Consider the following 18,325-nt stretch of genomic DNA (forward strand, 5'->3'; position numbering starts at 1 on the left):
ATGCCCAAAATCGGTGCAACCGCTCCCCTCCAGTGCAATACTCCCCTGTTTCGCTTCACATTTTTCACTTCTCCTACCGTCGTATTCCCTATCCATGGCTACTCTTCATAGGTTGGCCTGCGCTTTGCAACACCGGCGGGACAAATAAAAACACAGGGATCAACACAGGAGTCGTTATGTTTTTGCAAAAATGGAGTCAACCGCTGACCTTGGCAGCCTTGCTGGTCAGCAGCCAGCTATATGCCGCCTCAAACCCGGCGGTGGAAGCGCAAAATGGCATGGTGGTCACCTCGCAGCATCTGGCCTCACAGGTCGGCGTAGATATTCTCAAGATGGGGGGCAACGCGGTGGATGCTGCGGTCGCGGTTGGCTATGCCCAGGCGGTAGTTAACCCTTGCTGCGGCAATATCGGCGGCGGCGGCTTCATGACTCTGCATCTGGCCGATGGCACCGATACCTTTATCAACTTCCGTGAAACCGCTCCGGCGGCGGCCAGTGCCGACATGTATCTTGATGCGCAAGGCAAGGTGAAAAAAGACGCCAGCCTGTACGGTTATCTGGCCGCTGGCGTACCGGGAACGGTGCTGGGGATGGAGACCGCACGTAAAAAGTACGGCAAGCTGAGCCGCGAACAGGTGATGGAACCGGCCATCAGGCTGGCCCGTGAGGGCTTTATCCTGACGCGGGCCGATACCGATATTCTCGACACCACCGTCGCACGCTTCAAGCAAGACCCGGAGTCAGCCAAAATCTTCCTGCGTAAAGACGGTTCTGCGCTGCAACCGGGCGATCGCCTGGTGCAAACTGACCTGGCTAACACGCTGGAAGCCATCGCCAAAGAAGGCCCCTCCGCGTTCTATCAGGGAAAAATCCCGCAGGCGGTTGAAGCTGCTGCCAAACAGGGGGGAGGCATTCTCACCGCCGCCGACTTCGCCAACTACAAAGTGACCGAGGCTACTCCGATAACCTGTAGCTATCGCGGTTATAAATTCGTCTCTGCGCCACCGCCTAGCTCCGGCGGCGTCACACTGTGCGAGATCCTCAATATCGTTGAGGGTTACGATCTGAAAAGCATGGGCTTTAACTCAGCGGCGGCGATCCACACCATGACCGAGGCGATGCGCCATGCTTATATGGACCGCAATACCTATCTCGGCGACCCCGAGTTTATCAAGAATCCGATCGATCGGCTGGTGAGCAAAAGCTACGCCGATGAGATCCGTAAGAAAATCGTCGCCAATCAGGCTACGCCTTCCGTCAATGTACAACCGGGGATGGAGCCGCACGAAAAGCCGGAAACCACCCACTATTCGATTGTCGATCATGAAGGGAATGCTGTATCAACCACCTATACCGTCAACGGCCGTTTTGGTGCCGTGGTGATCGCACCGGGCACCGGCTTCTTCCTCAACGATGAGATGGATGATTTTACCGTCAAGGTCGGTGAGAAGAATCTCTATGGCCTGGTACAGGGAACGGCCAACGCCATCGCCCCCGGTAAGCGCCCACTATCCTCCATGAGCCCTACGCTGGTGACCAAAGACAACAAAATCTTTATGGTGCTCGGCTCGCCGGGCGGTTCACGTATCATTACCATCACGCTACAAACTGCGCTGAACGTGATCGATCATGGCATGGCCCCGCAGGAAGCAGTGGATGCCCCGAGGATCCATCATCAATGGTTGCCGGATGAGGTCTATTACGAGCAACGCGGTGTCTCTGCTGATACGCTGAAAATCCTCAAGGAGATGGGCTACAAGATGGTTGAGCAAACCCCTTGGGGCGCCGCAGAGCTGATTATGGTGGGATTACCAGGCGCCGCGGGTGTCAGCCCGGCCAACTCGGGTAATGATTCTGCCGTTTCTGGACGCGTACGTGAAGGCTACCTGTACGGAGCCAATGACGTACGCCGTCCGGCTGGATCTGCAGTGGGATACTGACGAATCAGGTTTACCCGCCGATTGGCGGGTAAACCTTTAGCAAACGTCAGCTACGTAGCCGCCACACGCTGGCCGACTCGGCTGCCAACTGCAACCGCAAGCCACCTTCCTGCGCAACCCGTTCGCCTTCCCCTTCCACTAGCTGCCATTTACCCTCTCGCAACAGCGGGCTATAAGGCAGTTCAACTTCTCCACTATCGCTGCGCTGCAACGCCACCAGTACCTGCTCCCGCTGGTAAGTACGCACAAACACCAGCGTCTCCCCTTGCGCATACAGCACCTGGCAGCCGCCACGGCGTAACGCCTTACTCTGCTTACGCAGTGCCGTCAGGCGGCTGAACAAGGCTAACAGTGGCCGATCCCATTGGCTTTCGTCCCAAGGGAATGTCTTACGGCAGAAGGGATCGTTGCCGCCATCCAGACCAATTTCATCACCGTAATACAGGCAAGGCACGCCAATCCACGCCAGCAGCCATACCGCCGCCATCTGCATACGGCGCGGATTGTTATCCAGCAAGGTCAAGAAACGCGCCGTGTCGTGGCTATCTAACTGATTGAACTGGATCAGTTGGCGGTTATGGGGCAATCCGGCCCGGTAACCGTCCATCCACTGCGCACAGTCTGCCGCATCCAGCAGCACCGGATGATAAGCCACGTCGACACCGGCCAGAAACGCCCTAACCGGCAAGGCAAAGCCCATATAGTTCATGGCGGCGTCTTCAACCCCGGCATGCAGCCAGCGGCGCGCGTCGCCAAAATGTTCGCCCAGCACATAGGCATCTGGGTTCTCTTGCTTGATTGCCTGATACATTCCGGCCAGGTGATGTAGGTTCCCCGCTGCACCGCCGTTTTCCCCCAGCATATGCACCACGTCCAACCGCCAGCCATCGATGCTGTACGGCGGGCGTAACCAATGACGTACTACGCTATTGTCCGCCCGATAAATAGTATCGACCACCTGCGGTTCGGCAAAGTTGAGCTTGGGCAGATTGGTATTGCCCTTCCAGCTCAGCACGTTACCGTCCGGATAGAAGTTGAACCAGCCACGATACGGGGAATCGGGATGATGGCACGCCCCCCCCTCTGCCTGTTGATAACGATCGAACCAGGGATGGGAATCTCCGGTGTGGTTAAATACGCCGTCCAGCACCAGTTTCATTCCCACCTTGTGAGTGCTTACTCGCAAACGCAGCAAGGCGTCATTACCGCCAAAATAGGGGTCGACCTGATAGTAATCTTCGGTATCGTACTTATGGACGCTGGGTGAGGTGAAAATCGGGTTCAGATACAGGGCGGTGACACCAAGCCGCTGCAAGTAGGGCAGCTTCTCGCTGATGCCATCCAGATCGCCACCATAGAAAGTCGAAGCAGCGTGCTCATCCTCAAGCGGATGTTGCCAGTCACGACGTATCACATCACTTCCGGCGGCATGATGGTGATAACTGCCACTCTGGATGCCATGATCCCCGCCGCTGCTGGCAAAGCGATCGGGGAAAATCTGATAAAACACCTGATCGGCCACCCAACCTGGGCTGCTATCTGGTTCATCTACGGCAAACTGTGCCAGCTGCCCCGGAGGGGTCAGCGACCAGCCCTGCGGGCCAAACCACTGCTGACGATCGGCCCACAGCAGTTTAAAACAGTAGCGCCGTACCGGTTCCCCTTCGTGCAGCGTCAGGCTGGCCTGGTAGCGCCAGAGCCCCTCTACCGCCTTAGGCTTCATGATCAGCAACCACTCTTCATTGTCTGGCTCGACGCGTAAAAAAACCTGTTCAGGCAACTCATCACTTTGTAACCACAAAGCGATCTCCAGACGCTGCCCCTTATTCACCACAAAGGGTGGAACCGGCTGATGCCAGGCATTTAGCATGAATTTTCTCCTGTTGTAGCAAACCCAATCGACGACGAATGCAATGCCACGCACCATGCCACGTTGAGCACCTTTCTCCCTCCTCTTTCAGTCATAAACTCGGGGATGAGCCGAGGGGTGGAGATGCTGATTTACAATGTAAAAGTGGGTAAACAGACACATATCATGCCCGATAAGCTTTAGGCTAACGGGTTTTAGCTTTATTGGATGTTTTTTACGTAGTTTGGAGGGAGCGGGTATGCAACAACAAATAAGACAATGGCTGGAAAGCATTGGGCTGGAATTCACCGACATGGTGTCGCTGGCGATGGTGCTTGGGCTGATCGCACTGATTTCCGTGGTGATCCATCTGGTGCTGCACCGCGTGGTGCTGACCGCTATCCAGCGCCGTGGCCAACATTCACAACATCTCTGGCAGCAGGCCATCACCCAACATAAACTCTTCCAGCGTGCCGCCCTACTGCTGCAAGGGGTGATCATCAATGTGCAGGCGGTGCTGTGGCTGCATAATGGCAGCCAGACTCAGGCAATTATCGTCACTGCGGCGCAGGTGTGGATCCTGTTATTCTCCCTGCTGACGTTGTTCTCACTGCTCGACACGCTGTTGGCTCTGATGCGCCAAAGCCCGCTTGCCAATCAGCTCCCGCTGCGTGGCATCTTTCAGGGTGTGAAACTGGTCGCCGCCATTTTTATCGGCATCATGATCATCTCACTGCTGATGGGCCGTTCACCGCTACTGTTACTCAGCGGTTTAGGGGCCATGACGGCCGTCTTGATGTTGGTGTTTAAAGATCCCATTCTTGGCCTGGTCGCCGGGATCCAACTTTCCGCCAACGATATGTTGAAAATCGGCGATTGGCTGGAGATGCCCAAATACGGTGCCGACGGCGCGGTCACCGATATCGGCCTGACCACGGTCAAGGTTAGAAACTGGGACAACACCGTCACCACCATTCCCACCTACGCACTGATCTCTGATTCGTTCAAGAACTGGCGTTCGATGTCTGAATCCGGTGGCCGCCGCATCAAGCGCAGCATCAATATCGACACCACCAGCGTGCACTTCCTGACGTCAGAGGAGCGGGAACGCCTCAACCGCAACCCCCTGTTGCAACGCTATCTGAACGATAAAACCCAGGAACTGGGTAAGTACAATCAGCAGAGCGAGGTGGACCTCAGTTCGCCGCTTAACGGCCGCCGCCTGACCAACGTCGGTACCCTGCGCGCCTATCTGGTGGCTTATTTACGTTCGCACCCGGGTATCCACCAGAATATGACGCTGATGGTGCGCCAACTGGCCCCAACGCCGGAAGGGTTACCGCTGGAGATTTACGCCTTTACCAACACGACGGTGTGGGCAGAATACGAAGGGATTCAATCGGATATCTTCGATCATCTGCTGGCGGTGATCGGCGAATTCGATTTGCGCATTCACCAGACGCCAAGCGGCAACGACATGCGCAGCATGCTGGCAAACCTGCAACCCGCGCCCAATACCCCCTGACGTAACCTGACGAAATTATTTCTGTTGGTAATTATCTTCAACCGATTGCCAACAGATATCTCCTCTGACTTTCTTTCTGCCGCCGAATGGCTATTAATACGCACACGCCATTTTACTGTTCGGAGCAGGCATCTTGTTAACATCGTCAAAACACCGTCTGATCACCTTATTGGCCACGCTGATGTTTGCTGGCTACCTGCACAGCGCCACCCTGGACGAAAGCCAGATGAGCCGCACATTGCAACCAGCGCTCAGCGCCTTGAGCAGCAGTATGATGGATATTCGCGAAGTACTGGCACGCTGCTCTGGAGAAGGGAGGGAAGAACGGTTATGCGAAAGCAGTTTGGTGATGGAGGCCAGAGCGGCCGGTGATGGCGATACGGAAGAGGAAAACATATTAATACGGTAGTGAGGAGCGTTGTCTTCAGTCTACTCCTCTCACCCTCTCCCAATGGAACCGATAGAGCTAGTTGATTGCTTTGCGTAATATCTTGCCTTTCTTGTTCTTACCCTCTGCTTTCCGAAACCGCACGGGCTAACTACGCGCTCAGGACAGCTCCCTCTCCCTGTGGGAGAGGGTTGGGGTGAGGGACAATCTTACTGCGTCAATACGGCTCGCTTTTTCTGGCGGTTCACCTTGATGTAGTAGCCCAGTAACAGCACTGCGACCCACACCAGCCCGGCATACAGGGAAATACGCGTCGTTGGGAAGTAACCGATCAGGCCGATGATAAACACCAGGAAGATGATGGCAACCACTGAAGTGAATACCCCACCGCGCAGTGGAAACGCCAGCTTGCTGACCTGATCCTTGCTCAAGCTGCGGCGGAAAGCGATCTGAGAGAACAGGATCATGATCCACACCCACACGGTGGCAAAGGTCGCCAGTGAAGCAATCACCAGGAACACGCTTTCCGGCATGATGTAGTTGAGATACACGGCGATCAGCATGGCCGCCATCATCACTACCACCGTCACCCACGGAATACCGCGTTTGGAAATTTTGCTGAATACCTGCGGGGCGTGCCCCTGCTCTGCCAGGCCATGCATCATACGGCCAACGCCGAACACGTCGCTGTTAATCGCCGACAATGACGCGGTGATCACTACAAAGTTAAGGATACCTGCCGCAATGGTGATCCCCATATGCTGGAAGGTCAGCACAAACGGGCTACCGTTGGTCCCCACCTGGTTCCACGGATAGATAGACATGATGACGAACAGCGTCCCGACGTAGAACACCAGGATACGCCAAGGTACCGAGTTGATGGCTTTGGGGATCGACACTTTAGGATCTTTGGCTTCACCGGCGGTAATGCCAATGATTTCAATCCCACCGTAGGCAAACATCACCAGTTGCAGCGACAGGATCATGCCAATAAAGCCGTTACTGAAGAAGCCGCCGTTAACCCACAGGTTGTGTATCCCGGTCGGTTGCCCCCCGTTGCCGATGCCCCAGACGATGATGCCGATACCGGCGACAATCATGATGATAATGGTCGCCACCTTGAAGAACGAGAACCAGAACTCCAGTTCACCGAACACCTTCACGCTCATCAGGTTGATGGCACCGATAATCAGCACCACGCTCAACACCCAGATCCAATGCGGCACTTCCGGGAACCAGACGCCCATGTAGATGCCGAAGGCCGTCACGTCGGCAATGGCAACGATCAGGATTTCAAAGCAATAGGTCCAACCGGTAATGTAACCTGCCATCGGCCCAAGATAATCCTGGGCATAGCGCGAGAACGAGCTGGCCTGCGGGTTATTCACCGACATTTCGCCCAGTGCGCGCATGATGATAAAGGCAATGATACCGCCGATCAGGTAAGCCAACAGGACGCTGGGGCCAGCCATTCTGATGGCCTCTGCGGAGCCGTAAAACAGACCGGTACCAATGGCCGAACCTAGGGCCATAAAACGAATGTGGCGCGTGCTGAGGCCGCGCTTGAGCTTATTGGCTGGAGCTGCGGTGGGTGACTGTTGTTGCATGAAAATGACCCGTCTTTATTTAAACGTAAAAAAGCCACGGACAAGTCCGTGGCCTAAAATTCAGACCGTAGGTTTAAGGGTGAGCAGTCACTTGGCTGCGTGCAAAAACCCGATCATAAATCGCGACCAGTACCAGCATCAGCAGCGAAGGTGGCAACCATGCCAGCCCCTGCGCCGCCAGCGGCAGGTGATTGGTCCATTCTGGCATCAAATGCTGGAAGTTGGACGCTTTCACCGCATCAAGGATACCAAACAACAGGCTGACTAACATCACCGGCGCAACAATACGTGATGCACTGCTCCACCAACGCAGGGTGAAACTCAGCAGCACCAGCACGATGCAAGGCGGATAGATCGCAGTCAGCACCGGGATCGAAATCTGGATCAGGTGGCTCAGGCCGAGGTTGGACACCACCATCGAGAACAGGCCGAGAATGAATACCAGCGTTTTATAAGAGAACGGCAGGTATTGCTCGAAGAACTCCGCACAGGCACAGGTCAGGCCCACCGCGGTCACCATACAGGCGATGAAGATCAGCGCCGCCAGGAAGAAGCTGCCCAGGCCGCCGAAGGTATTTTGCACGTAGGCATGCAGCACTACCGCGCCATTAGTCGCATCCGGCGTCAACACGCCGCTGCCGGAGCCCAGCTTGAACAGGCTCAGGTAGACCAGCGTCAGACCCACACCGGCGATCAAACCGGCCAAGATGGTATAACGAGTCAACAGACCAGCGTCCTTCACCCCACGAGAACGTGCGGCGTTAACGATCACGATACCGAACACCATGGCGCCCAGCGTATCCATCGTCAGATAGCCGTTAACAAAGCCGGAAGAGAACGGCACGGTTTGGTAGGCATCTACCGCCGGGATCGGCGTCCCAGCAGGCCACATCACTGCGGCAATACCCAGCACGGCCAGCGCCACGATCTTCAACGGTGCCAGAATATGGCCCACGGTATCAAGCAAGCGGCCCGGATAGAGCGAGATGCCAATCACCAGCGCAAAATAGACCAAGCTATAGATAAACAGCGGCATGGCACCGTCACCGGTCAACGGCGCAATACCAACTTCAAAGGAAACGGTCGCAGTGCGCGGGGTGGCAAACAGCGGGCCAACGGCCAGGTAACACACCGTTGCCAGCAGCAGACCGGCGCTACGGCCAATCGGTGAGCTTAGTGCATCAACGCCGCCGCCAACGCGAGCCAGGGCAATCACGGTCAGCACCGGTAGACCTACAGCGGTGATCAGGAAACCAATCGCCGCAGTCCAGACGTGTTCGCCAGACTGCAAACCCACCATCGGCGGGAAGATGATGTTCCCGGCTCCGACGAATAAGGCAAAGGTCATAAAACCCAAAGCCAGAATATCTTTTGACGCTAAACGATGACTCATAATCTGTTGTGCTGCCTGTTGAAATAAAAAATTGCCGATAAGCATGGTGGCAAAAGTGCCCCACTTCGGTTCGGTTGCCGGCCTGCTCTCTCATCGTGATACCCATAGGCAACAGACAGCGCGCAATAGCAGCGTCTGACCTTGATAAAGGCGAATACTCATGATGACGAGCAGATTTTTAGACGTTTTTTCCCCTGCTGAATTCCAGGTCGCAATCAACGCAGAATGCTGAGGAAAATGGAGGTTTAGTCCGGCAATGGGGGTCAAGTTAAACGTTTATAGTGCCAAAAGGCAATACGCAGGACGGAAAGCAGAGTGATCGTCCAGATAATATCTCTCATCCAGTCGAACATAGGGGTTATCAATAAATATGCACTACATGATTTGTATTATTTTTGAGCACATCACTCACGAAATGTGAAACAAATGGTTACATTGTGCGTGAAAACACCAATAACCAGACACCATACGCGTGTCATGTGCTCATTTTACTGGCGCTTACCAGACCGACGCTGCGATATTGACCACGCTACGTAGCTTATCCCACTGCTGCTGCTCACTCAGACTGTTGCCCTCTTCGGTAGAGGCAAAGCCACACTGCGTGCTCAGGCTGAGCTGTTTAATATCGACGAACTGCGTTGCTTCCTTGATGCGTTGTTGCACCACCGCCGGATCTTCCAGCTCACCAGTCTTGGTGGTGATCAACCCTAGCACCACCTGCTGCTTGCCCGGCCTGATAAAACGCAGTGGCTCAAAACCGCCAGATCGTTCGTTATCATATTCCAGGAAGAAGGCATCAATATTGACCTGGCCAAACAGGATTTCCGCCACTGGCTCATAGCCACCTTCCGAGATCCAGGTGGAACGGAAGTTACCACGGCAAACGTGCAGACCAATGGTCAAGTCTTCCGGTTTACCGGCGATGGCTTTATTCAACACCTGGGCATAGGTACGGGCCAATTGCTCAGGATCTTCACCCCGCTCACGGATCTGGCGCTTCTGATCGTCGGAGCACAGATAGGCCCAGACGGTATCGTCGAGCTGCAGGTAGCGGCAGCCAGCGTCGTAAAAGGCTTTGATCGCATCGCGGTAGGTTTGTGCCAGATCGTCAAAGTAGCTATCCAGATCCGGGTACACCAGCGGGTCGATCGCCTTACGGCCACCGCGGAAATGCAGCACGCTCGGGCTCGGGATGGTCATCTTCGGTACCGCATCACCGGCTACGCTTTTCAGGAAACGGAAATCCTCCAGCATCGGATGGTTGCTAAAGCCCAGTTTGCCGGTCACCTTGATGCTGCGGGCCTTGGTTTGCACTCCGTTAAACTGAATGCCCTGCTCCACGTCATAGCCTTCTACACCATCAAGCCCCTCAAGGAAGTCGAAGTGCCACCAGGCGCGGCGAAACTCGCCATCGGTCACGACCTGTAAGCCGATCTCTTGCTGTTTGCCGACAATATGGCGAATTTGCTCGTTTTCTACTGCGCGCAGCTGGGCCGCGTCGATCTCACCATTCTGAAACTGCTGACGGGCCGTTTTCAGCGCCGCAGGGCGCAACAGGCTACCGACAACGTCGGCGTGAAAGGCATGGCTGGCTTTGGACATGTTCTGCTCCGATGATGCACTGAGGGCTAGCCGCCATCAGTTCCAATCATTGACAAGTTGAATTATTACGCTGGGTTACAAATAGACATCCAGACGTCTACACCGCTTGAGTGCATCCTTTCATGTCACCGGTTACTCGGCAATGGAGAAATTTTCATTGGTGTTGAATTAAATTCAAGTTGGCCGGACTAATCCAGCCCCAAGAGCGTGCGGGTTTTGCGCAGCGTAGCTGGCGGCAGCGGCAAATAACCGTCGTGATTAACCAGATCCTGCCCCTGCGCAGACAGCACTCGGTCGAGGAACGCCGCCGTCAGAGGTTCCAGCGGCTGGTTGGGAGCTTTGTTGATGTAGATATACAGGTAGCGCGCCAACGGATAGCTGCCGTTACGCACGTTGGTTTCGCTAGGTTCAATATAACGATCACCCGTTTCTGCCAGGGGCAACAACCGCACCCCGCTGGCACGAAAACCGATGCTGGCATAGCCAATACCGTTTAACGATCCGGCCACCGCCTGCACCACCGAGGCCGACCCCGGCAGTTCATTCACTCGCGCCATAAAATCGCCACCGCATAACGCACGCAGCTTGAAATACCCATAGGTACCCGAAGCGGAGTTGCGGCCAAAACGTTGCAAGGCACGTTGCTGCCAGCTGCCCTGCAGCCCTAGCGCTCCCCAGCGGTTAATCGGCGTGTTTTCCCCGCAGCGGCGGGTAGCGGAAAAGATTTGATCCAGCTGTTGCAGGTTCAAGCCACGTAGCGGATTGTCCTGATGCACCAGCACCACCAGCGCATCAACCGCGACCGGCACCGCCAGCGGCGCATAGCCATAGCGGTGCTCAAACGCCGACACTTCCGCCGCCTTCATTGGCCGGCTCATTGGCCCAAGCTGCGCCGCTCCTGCCGCCAATGCGGTGGGTGCCGTCGAGGAACCGGCAGCCTGCAGTTGCAGGTTCACGTTGGGATAGTGTCGGCTGAAATCCTGCCCCCACAGCGCCATCAGGTTGGCAAGGGTATCGGAGCCCACGCTGGACAGGTTGCCGGAAAGCATGCCATCCGGAGCAGCCACGGCCCCGCGGCCAACCAACAACAGTAGGCAAAGCAGCAAAGCTTGGGTAAATCGATTCATGGCGGGCTACCTGTTAATTTTTCACCGCATTCTCTGCTAAAGCCGCGGGAACAATCAACCGGTTAGGCAAGGTAAAGATAAAACGGGTGCCAATGCCTGGTTCGCTGAGGATCTCCAGCCGTGAATCATGATGGCTGAGCGCATGCTTCACGATGGCCAACCCGAGCCCACTGCCGCCGGTCTGGCGCGAACGCGCTTTATCCACGCGATAGAAACGCTCGGTCAGGCGCGGAATATGTTCGGCACCAATGCCCGGCCCGTTATCACTGACCTGGAACTGAGCCCCCTGCGGCGTCTGCTGCCAACTCACTTCGATATTGGTGCCCACCGGAGTATGGTTGACGGCGTTGTACACCAGATTGGAAACCGCACTACGCAGTTGATCCTCGTTACCGAACACCTGCAGATTTTCGTTCACCCGGAAATTGATCTGGTGATTACCACCGCTGAGCGACTGCGCCTCACGCTGCAATACCCGCAGCATTAACGGAATATCCACCTTCTCGTTCATATCCACGTTTGGTGCAGCCTCGATCCTGGAGAGCGTAAGCAACTGCTTCACCAGGCCATCCATGCGTTTGGTCTGCTCTTGCATGGTGCCCAAGGCTTTGCCACGCAGCGAACCATCCAGCTCTTCATCGCTCATCATCTCCAGGTAGCCTTGCAACACCGTTAACGGCGTACGCAACTCATGGCTGACGTTGGCGAAGAAGTTGCGTCTGGCCCCTTCCAGTTGGCGCATCTGGGTCACATCACGTGCCACCATCAGCAGTTGGCCTTCGGAATAGGGCATGATACGGAATTCGACAAAGTGCTCGTTATTCAGCTGTAGCGTCAGCGGCCGGGTAAATTCTTGCTGTTGCAGATAATGGCTGAATTCCGGATAGCGCAGCAGGTTGAGAATGTGTTGGCCGTTATCTTCCGGCCAGCGAAAGCCCAGCAGATGCTGTGCCAAGCCGTTGCACCAGAAGATATTGCCCTCAACGGTGGTCATCACTACCGCATCCGGTAAGGATTCGGCCCCACTGCGAAAGCGTTTGATCAACAGCGCCAGCTCACGGCGGCGGCGGCGATTACGCTGCTGCATCTGGTACAGGCCATAGAACAGCGGTTCCCAGCTCCAGCGTCCCGGCGGCGGCGTCATGCTGCGGTCTACCCACAACCAGTGGGAAAGTTTGAGTTGGTTATAAAAGTTCCAGGCCAGCGCGGCCAGCACCGAAACCAATAGCAGCCAGGGCAGATAACCGAAAATCAGCCCCAGCAATAAGGCAGGCAGGCAAAAAAGGGCCAGCTCCAGCGCCAGCCTCTTCCACGATAAACGTTCTAGCACGGTAACCTCTCCAGCGCTGTGCGATCAGTAGCGCGTTGAGAACCGATAACCGGTGCCGCGAACGGTTTGAACCATCTTGTCATGACCACTGGTCTCCAGCGCCTTACGCAGCCGGCGGATATGCACATCAACGGTGCGGTCTTCCACATAAACGTTAGTGCCCCAGACGTGATTAAGCAACTGTTCGCGGCTATAAACACGCTCCGGATGAGTCATAAAGAAGTGCAGCAGTTTGAACTCGGTCGGCCCCATCTCCAGCGCCTGCTCATTGGCCATCACCCGGTGCGAGGAAGGATCCAGGCTTAACCCCTGCATTTCAATCACTTCTTCTACTGCCATTGGTGAAATACGGCGCATCACCGCCTTGATACGTGCCACCAGCTCCTTGGGTGAGAAAGGTTTGGTGATGTAATCATCCGCACCAACCTCCAGGCCACGTACCCGATCCTCTTCTTCACCGCGCGCGGTCAGCATCATCACCGGGATATCCCGGGTCATCGCCTCGCGCTTCATATGCTTGATAAACTGAATGCCGGAACCACCCGGTAACATCCAGTCCAGTAACACCAAATCAGGGAACGGCTCAGACAGGCGCGTAACGGCACTGTCATAATCCTCGGCTTCCAACGGTTGGTAACCATTCTGTTCCAACACAAAGCACACCATCTCACGGATCGGCGCTTCGTCTTCCACCACCAGTATGCGTCTTGCCATCGTCAATCCTGCCAATGTGTTAGCGATCTCAGTTGATTGCGGTCGCCATTATGCGTCAGTTTTGTGACACTTTTATGAAAAAAAAGCCCGGTCGATCGCAGTAAGCATAGCGATTATTTCTGACGTTAAAGAAATATCATCATGCTTGAGTTACGATAAGGCCCGTTTATGCCCTTATCCTCCTGTTAGCGATGGAAGACCTATGCGCCTGATCCATACCTCCGACTGGCATTTGGGCCAGTACTTTTTCACCAAAAGCCGCGCCGCCGAGCATCAGGCCTTCTTAGGTTGGCTGATAGAACAGGTGGAACAGCAGCGGGTGGATGCGCTGATCGTCGCAGGCGATTTATTCGATACCGGCTCCCCGCCAAGCTATGCCCGTGAACTGTACAACCGCTTTGTGGTGGAGCTGCAACGTACCGGCTGCCAACTGGTGGTGCTGGGCGGCAACCACGACTCCGTGGCCACGCTGAACGAATCACGTGAGCTGCTTTCCTGCCTGAATACCACCGTGATTGCCAACGCGCAAAGCAAGCTTGAGCAGCAAATCGTGGTGCTCAATCAGCTTGATGGCCAACCAGGTGCGGTACTTTGCGCCATTCCGTTCCTGCGCCCACGGGATCTGCTCACCAGCCGCGCCGGTGAGTCTGGCAACCAAAAGCAGCAAGCTCTGCAAGAAGCCATCGCCGAACATTACCAAAACCTGTATCAGGCGGCCTGTACGCGCCGCGATGCGTTGGGTTTGCCACTGCCGATCGTCGCCACAGGCCATTTGACCACCGTGGGCGTCACCACCTCGGATTCAGTACGGGATATCTATATCGGCACGCTAGACGCCTTTCCGGCCCAGGCGTTCCCCCCTGCCGATTACATTGCGCTGGGACATATCCATCGCGCGCAGAACGTCGCCAGATCCGAGCATATCCGCTACAGCGGCTCGCCAATCCCACTGAGTTTTGACGAGTTAGGCAAAGCCAAAAGCGTGTTTCTGGTCGATTTTGCCGACGGTGCGCTGCAACAGATCACACCATTGGAGATCCCCATCTTCCAGCCCATGCAGCTGATCAAAGGTGATTTGCAGCAAATAGAGGCTCAATTACAGCAGTTTGCCGATTATCAGGGTGAACTCCCGGTTTGGTTGGATATCGAAGTAGCCACTCAGGATTACCTCAGCGATATTCAGCGCCGCATCCAACAGCTGGCGGAAGATTTACCGGTTGAAGTGGTGCTGCTGCGGCGCAGTAAAGAGCAACGTAGCCAGACCATTGCCCAGCAGGATAAAGAAACCTTGAATGAGTTAAGCGTCGGCGAAGTCTTCGAGCGCCGCTTGGCGTTGGAAGCCGAGATGGCCGAACCGCGCCAACAGCAGATGCGGCAGATGTTCCAGCAGGTGGTAGAAACCTTGCATCAGCATGAGGAGCCATCGGCATGAAGATCCTGAGCCTAAGGCTGAAAAACCTCAACTCGCTACAGGGCGAGTGGAAAATCGACTTCACGGCGGAACCCTTCGCCAGCAACGGCCTGTTTGCCATCACCGGCCCCACAGGAGCAGGTAAAACCACCCTGCTGGATGCCATCTGCCTGGCTCTTTATCACCAGACGCCGCGGCTGGAAGTCAGCGCCAGCCAGAACGAATTGATGACCCGCCACACCGCCGAATCGCTGGCAGAAGTGGAATTTGAGGTCAAAGGCGTCGGCTATCGCGCCTTCTGGAGCCAACGCCGGGCGAAAAACGATCCGGACGGCAACCTGCAGGCTCCCAAGGTGGAGCTGGCACTGCGGGCAGACGGCAAAATCCTGGCGGATAAAATTTCCGATAAAAAAGAGCTGATTGCCGCAATCACCGGGCTGGATTTTGGCCGCTTCACCAAATCGATGATGCTGTCGCAGGGCCAGTTCGCCGCCTTCCTGAACGCCAAGGCCAACGAGCGTGCCGAACTGCTGGAAGAATTGACCGGCACCGAGATTTATGGGCGGCTATCGGCACAGGTCTTCGAACAGCACAAACAGGCGAAAAGCGATCTGGATGCTTTACATCACCGCGCCAGCGGGATTGAACTGCTCAATGATGAGCAGCGCCAGGTGCTGGAAAACCAGCTCGGGGAACTCGGAGCTGAAGAGCAGCTTCTTAGCCAACAGGCGCAGCAGCAACAGCATCAGTTGAGCTGGCTACAACGCTGGCAAACCATCCAGCAACAGACTCAGGATTATCAGCAACAGCTGGCTGTTGTGCAGCAGGAGTTTCAACTGTCCGAACCGCAGTTGCAACAGTTAGCTCGCAGTGAGCCTGCCGAGAAACTGCGCCCGTTGCTCAATGAGCGTAATCGTTGTCAGCGGGATAGTTTGGCGTTGCAGCAACAGATCGAACAGTTGGCTCAACAGCAAGAGCGGCAATTGGCCGAACTAATCCCGTTACAGCAGCAGTTGGATCAGACGCAAAAGGCCAGGCAAGCCCAGGCGGAACATCAGCAACAGCAGCAAACGCTGATAGATGACAAGGTGTTGCCGCTCGATCATCAGATTGCTCAGTCGCAAAACCAACTGGCAGAAGCGCGTAAACAGCATGCGGAGAGCCAGCGGCAGAGCGAAGAGCTGCGGCGCGCGCTGGAACAACTCACCGAAAGACGCGGCCAACTGGCTACCCTGGCGGGTCAATATCAGGCCAGGCAGCTTGAACTCACGGCGGCGCTGAATAGCCAACTCCAGCAGCAAGCCACGTTAGAGGCGCAATCCCCACAGGAGAAACTGCGTCACCGCCAGGCCGAACTGAGCGGCTTGCGCCCGGTTCGTCAACAGTTATCCAAACTGGCCTTACTGTTCCAGCAGAACCAGCAGCGCCTTGAGCAACAACGGCTCGAATTCACTACGCGCCAAAAACAGCTGACCGAAGTAGAAACCCAGCTCGATGCGGTGCGCCAGCAGTATAAACAGCAAAAAGCGCACCTGACAGACGTTGAGAAGACGCTTGAACTGGAAAAGCGCATCGTCAGTCTGGAAGCCGAACGGGCGCGTCTGCAAACCGATGCCCCCTGCCCGCTGTGCGGCTCCACGCAGCATCCGGCGATCGAGCAATATCAGGCCGTCAAACCGTCAGAAACGGAACAGCGCGTCGCTCAATTGCGCACCCAAACCGAAGAGCTGCACACTAAAGGAACAGAGCTGCGCGCACGCAGTGAAAGCCTGAAAGAGCAGCAGCAACGCCTGCAAAGGCAGTTGAACCAGGAACTTGAGCAGCAGGAAAGCCATCTGCAAAACTGGCAGACCCTCAGCTCGTCCTTGGCCTTCGACTTTACGCTGCAAGACAGTGCCCGGTTAACCGCCTGGCTGGAGGCTTGCGATAGTGAGGAACAGGCCGGTCAGCAACTGCTGTTGCAGCACGAACGGCTCGCCAAGGCCGTACAGCTTGCGAAGGATGCCCTGAATGCCCTACAAACTGAACAGCAGAGTTCGCAACAGGAAACGGCGCGGCTGAATGAGCGCTTTGAGCTACTGCAGAAAAGCCAGCAGGAAACTCAGCGCCAATTGGCACAGTGGCAACAGCAGTGCCTGACGAATGAAACTCAGCTGCTGGCACAGCGTAACGAACGCATCGCGCTGTTTGGTGAGCGAACGGTGGCTGAAGCCCGTGAGCAGTTACGCACGGCACAAATCGCCGCAGAGCACGCCTTGCAGCAGGCTACTGAGCTATTGCACAAAGCCCAGGAGCAGCGCGATCGCCTGGCTGGCCAGTGGGTCGGTTTGCAGCAACAACAGCAACAGCAAGCCGAACGGGGACAACAGGCCGAGCAACAGTGGCAGCAGGCCTTGGCTAGCAGTACCTTCGACGATGAGGCCGCATTCAACGCCGCGCTACTGGATGACGACGTACGTCAGCGCTTACAGCAGCACAAAGAGCAGTTGCAGGAGCGCCAGGTGCGGGCCACAACGCTGTTGGCGCAGGCCGTACAAGCTCTGGAACAGCACCGACTGGATCGCCCTGCGGAACTGGATGAAATCCAGGTTAATATTGAGCAACTCACCACCGCGCTCAGAGAACTGGCAGAGCGGCTGAAAACACTACAGCTGCGCCAAGGCGAGGTGCGCAACCAACTGAGCAGCGATGCCGAGCGCCGCCTCAATCAACAGTCCCTGTTCGAACAGATCGCCCAAAGCCAACAGCAGTATGACGACTGGAGCCTGCTCAACCAGCTTATCGGCTCCAAGGAGGGCGACAAGTTCCGCAAGTTCGCTCAGGGCCTGACCCTGGATCACCTGGTGTATCTGGCCAACAACCAGCTTGGCCGCCTGCACGGGCGCTATCTGTTGCAGCGCAAAACCAGTGATGCGCTGGAGCTACAGGTGGTTGATACCTGGCAGGCCGATGCCCTGCGCGACACCCGTACCCTTTCCGGCGGTGAAAGCTTCCTGGTGAGTCTGGCACTAGCGCTGGCCTTGTCCGATCTGGTCAGCCACAAGACCAGCATCGATTCGCTGTTCCTGGACGAGGGCTTCGGCACGCTGGACGCCGAGACGCTGGATACCGCGCTAGATGCCTTGGACAGCCTTAACGCCACCGGCAAAACCATCGGCGTGATCAGCCACGTGGAGGCGATGAAGGAGCGTATCCCGGTACAGATTAAGGTGAAAAAGGTCAATGGGCTGGGAGTCAGCCGACTGGACGCGCAGTTTCGCATCGAATGACCGCGACTGAGGTTTACGTCAAGAGGTAACTACGACCAGAAGTGTGATCGCGGCGACAGTACAGGCTGAAAAGCATTGAGCCAGAGCCGACAACGGTTATCATGATAATGATTACAGGATTGTCACTGTGCATACAGGCAAAACCTGACCTCCGGGATCGCTCCTGGACG

At 55.9% G+C, this 18,325-nt stretch carries 12 protein-coding genes; 5 read left to right on the forward strand and 7 right to left on the reverse strand.

Annotation, left to right across the window (positions count from 1 at the left end):
- Positions 1-176: 176 nt before the first annotated feature.
- A complete protein-coding gene (gene ggt, locus JHD74_RS01055; RefSeq protein ID WP_199061321.1) occupies positions 177-1,940 on the forward strand; it encodes a gamma-glutamyltransferase in 1,764 nt (587 codons plus the stop codon).
- 46 nt (positions 1,941-1,986) lie between these two features.
- Here the strand turns inward: ggt and malZ are convergent, their stop codons facing one another.
- Positions 1,987-3,810: a maltodextrin glucosidase gene (malZ, locus tag JHD74_RS01060; protein ID WP_199061323.1), complete on the reverse strand. Its 1,824-nt coding sequence runs from the start codon at positions 3,808-3,810 to the stop codon at positions 1,987-1,989.
- Between the two features lie 238 nt (positions 3,811-4,048).
- Here malZ and JHD74_RS01065 point away from each other — a divergent pair, with 238 nt between their 5' ends.
- Complete coding sequence (locus JHD74_RS01065; RefSeq protein ID WP_199061325.1) at positions 4,049-5,314, forward strand: mechanosensitive ion channel family protein; 1,266 nt, start codon at positions 4,049-4,051, stop codon at positions 5,312-5,314.
- A 133-nt stretch (positions 5,315-5,447) separates the two neighbouring features.
- Positions 5,448-5,723, forward strand: a complete 276-nt coding sequence (locus tag JHD74_RS01070; RefSeq protein ID WP_024528661.1) for a hypothetical protein — start codon at positions 5,448-5,450, stop codon at positions 5,721-5,723.
- A 188-nt stretch (positions 5,724-5,911) separates the two neighbouring features.
- Here the strand turns inward: JHD74_RS01070 and proY are convergent, their stop codons facing one another.
- The 6 genes from proY to phoB all read right to left on the reverse strand — a co-directional run bounded on the left by proY (position 5,912) and on the right by phoB (position 13,475).
- Complete coding sequence (proY, locus tag JHD74_RS01075) at positions 5,912-7,309, reverse strand: proline-specific permease ProY (protein WP_024528662.1); 1,398 nt, start codon at positions 7,307-7,309, stop codon at positions 5,912-5,914.
- 73 nt (positions 7,310-7,382) lie between these two features.
- Entirely contained in the window at positions 7,383-8,702 is a 1,320-nt protein-coding gene (brnQ, locus tag JHD74_RS01080) for a branched-chain amino acid transport system II carrier protein (protein ID WP_161713468.1), read from the reverse strand.
- A 498-nt stretch (positions 8,703-9,200) separates the two neighbouring features.
- The gene (locus tag JHD74_RS01085; protein WP_199061327.1) at positions 9,201-10,304 is read right to left on the reverse strand and encodes a cobalamin-independent methionine synthase II family protein; all 1,104 of its coding nucleotides are present in this window, start codon (positions 10,302-10,304) and stop codon (positions 9,201-9,203) included.
- Positions 10,305-10,492: 188 nt separating this feature from the next.
- The gene (locus tag JHD74_RS01090; RefSeq protein ID WP_024528665.1) at positions 10,493-11,431 is read right to left on the reverse strand and encodes a PstS family phosphate ABC transporter substrate-binding protein; all 939 of its coding nucleotides are present in this window, start codon (positions 11,429-11,431) and stop codon (positions 10,493-10,495) included.
- A gap of 13 nt (positions 11,432-11,444) precedes the next feature.
- Positions 11,445-12,761, reverse strand: a complete 1,317-nt coding sequence (gene phoR, locus JHD74_RS01095) for a phosphate regulon sensor histidine kinase PhoR (protein WP_024528666.1) — start codon at positions 12,759-12,761, stop codon at positions 11,445-11,447.
- Positions 12,762-12,785: 24 nt separating this feature from the next.
- The gene (phoB, locus tag JHD74_RS01100; protein WP_021180214.1) at positions 12,786-13,475 is read right to left on the reverse strand and encodes a phosphate response regulator transcription factor PhoB; all 690 of its coding nucleotides are present in this window, start codon (positions 13,473-13,475) and stop codon (positions 12,786-12,788) included.
- Positions 13,476-13,677: 202 nt separating this feature from the next.
- On the opposite strand from phoB, the gene sbcD reads away from it, so the two are divergent.
- Both sbcD and sbcC read left to right on the forward strand, forming a co-directional pair.
- A complete protein-coding gene (gene sbcD / locus JHD74_RS01105) occupies positions 13,678-14,907 on the forward strand; it encodes an exonuclease subunit SbcD (RefSeq protein ID WP_199061329.1) in 1,230 nt (409 codons plus the stop codon).
- Complete coding sequence (sbcC, locus tag JHD74_RS01110) at positions 14,904-18,155, forward strand: exonuclease subunit SbcC (protein WP_199061331.1); 3,252 nt, start codon at positions 14,904-14,906, stop codon at positions 18,153-18,155. The genes sbcD and sbcC overlap by 4 nt, the downstream gene beginning before the upstream one ends.
- Positions 18,156-18,325: the final 170 nt, after the last annotated feature.

The organism is Serratia sp. ASV30 (assembly GCF_016428815.1).
Lineage (GTDB): Bacteria > Pseudomonadota > Gammaproteobacteria > Enterobacterales > Enterobacteriaceae > Chania > Chania fonticola_C.

Excerpts from the sequence above, each read along its gene's own strand:
- JHD74_RS01090 (WP_024528665.1), bottom strand. The coding sequence starts at position 11,431 with ATGAATCGATTTACCCAAGCTTTGCTGCTTTGCCTACTGTTGTTGGTT.
- brnQ (WP_161713468.1), bottom strand. The coding sequence starts at position 8,702 with ATGAGTCATCGTTTAGCGTCAAAAGATATTCTGGCTTTGGGTTTTATG.
- malZ (WP_199061323.1), bottom strand. The coding sequence starts at position 3,810 with ATGCTAAATGCCTGGCATCAGCCGGTTCCACCCTTTGTGGTGAATAAG.
- sbcD (WP_199061329.1), top strand. The coding sequence starts at position 13,678 with ATGCGCCTGATCCATACCTCCGACTGGCATTTGGGCCAGTACTTTTTC.
- phoB (WP_021180214.1), bottom strand. The coding sequence starts at position 13,475 with ATGGCAAGACGCATACTGGTGGTGGAAGACGAAGCGCCGATCCGTGAG.
- JHD74_RS01065 (WP_199061325.1), top strand. The coding sequence starts at position 4,049 with ATGCAACAACAAATAAGACAATGGCTGGAAAGCATTGGGCTGGAATTC.
- proY (WP_024528662.1), bottom strand. The coding sequence starts at position 7,309 with ATGCAACAACAGTCACCCACCGCAGCTCCAGCCAATAAGCTCAAGCGC.
- sbcC (WP_199061331.1), top strand. The coding sequence starts at position 14,904 with ATGAAGATCCTGAGCCTAAGGCTGAAAAACCTCAACTCGCTACAGGGC.
- ggt (WP_199061321.1), top strand. The coding sequence starts at position 177 with ATGTTTTTGCAAAAATGGAGTCAACCGCTGACCTTGGCAGCCTTGCTG.
- JHD74_RS01085 (WP_199061327.1), bottom strand. The coding sequence starts at position 10,304 with ATGTCCAAAGCCAGCCATGCCTTTCACGCCGACGTTGTCGGTAGCCTG.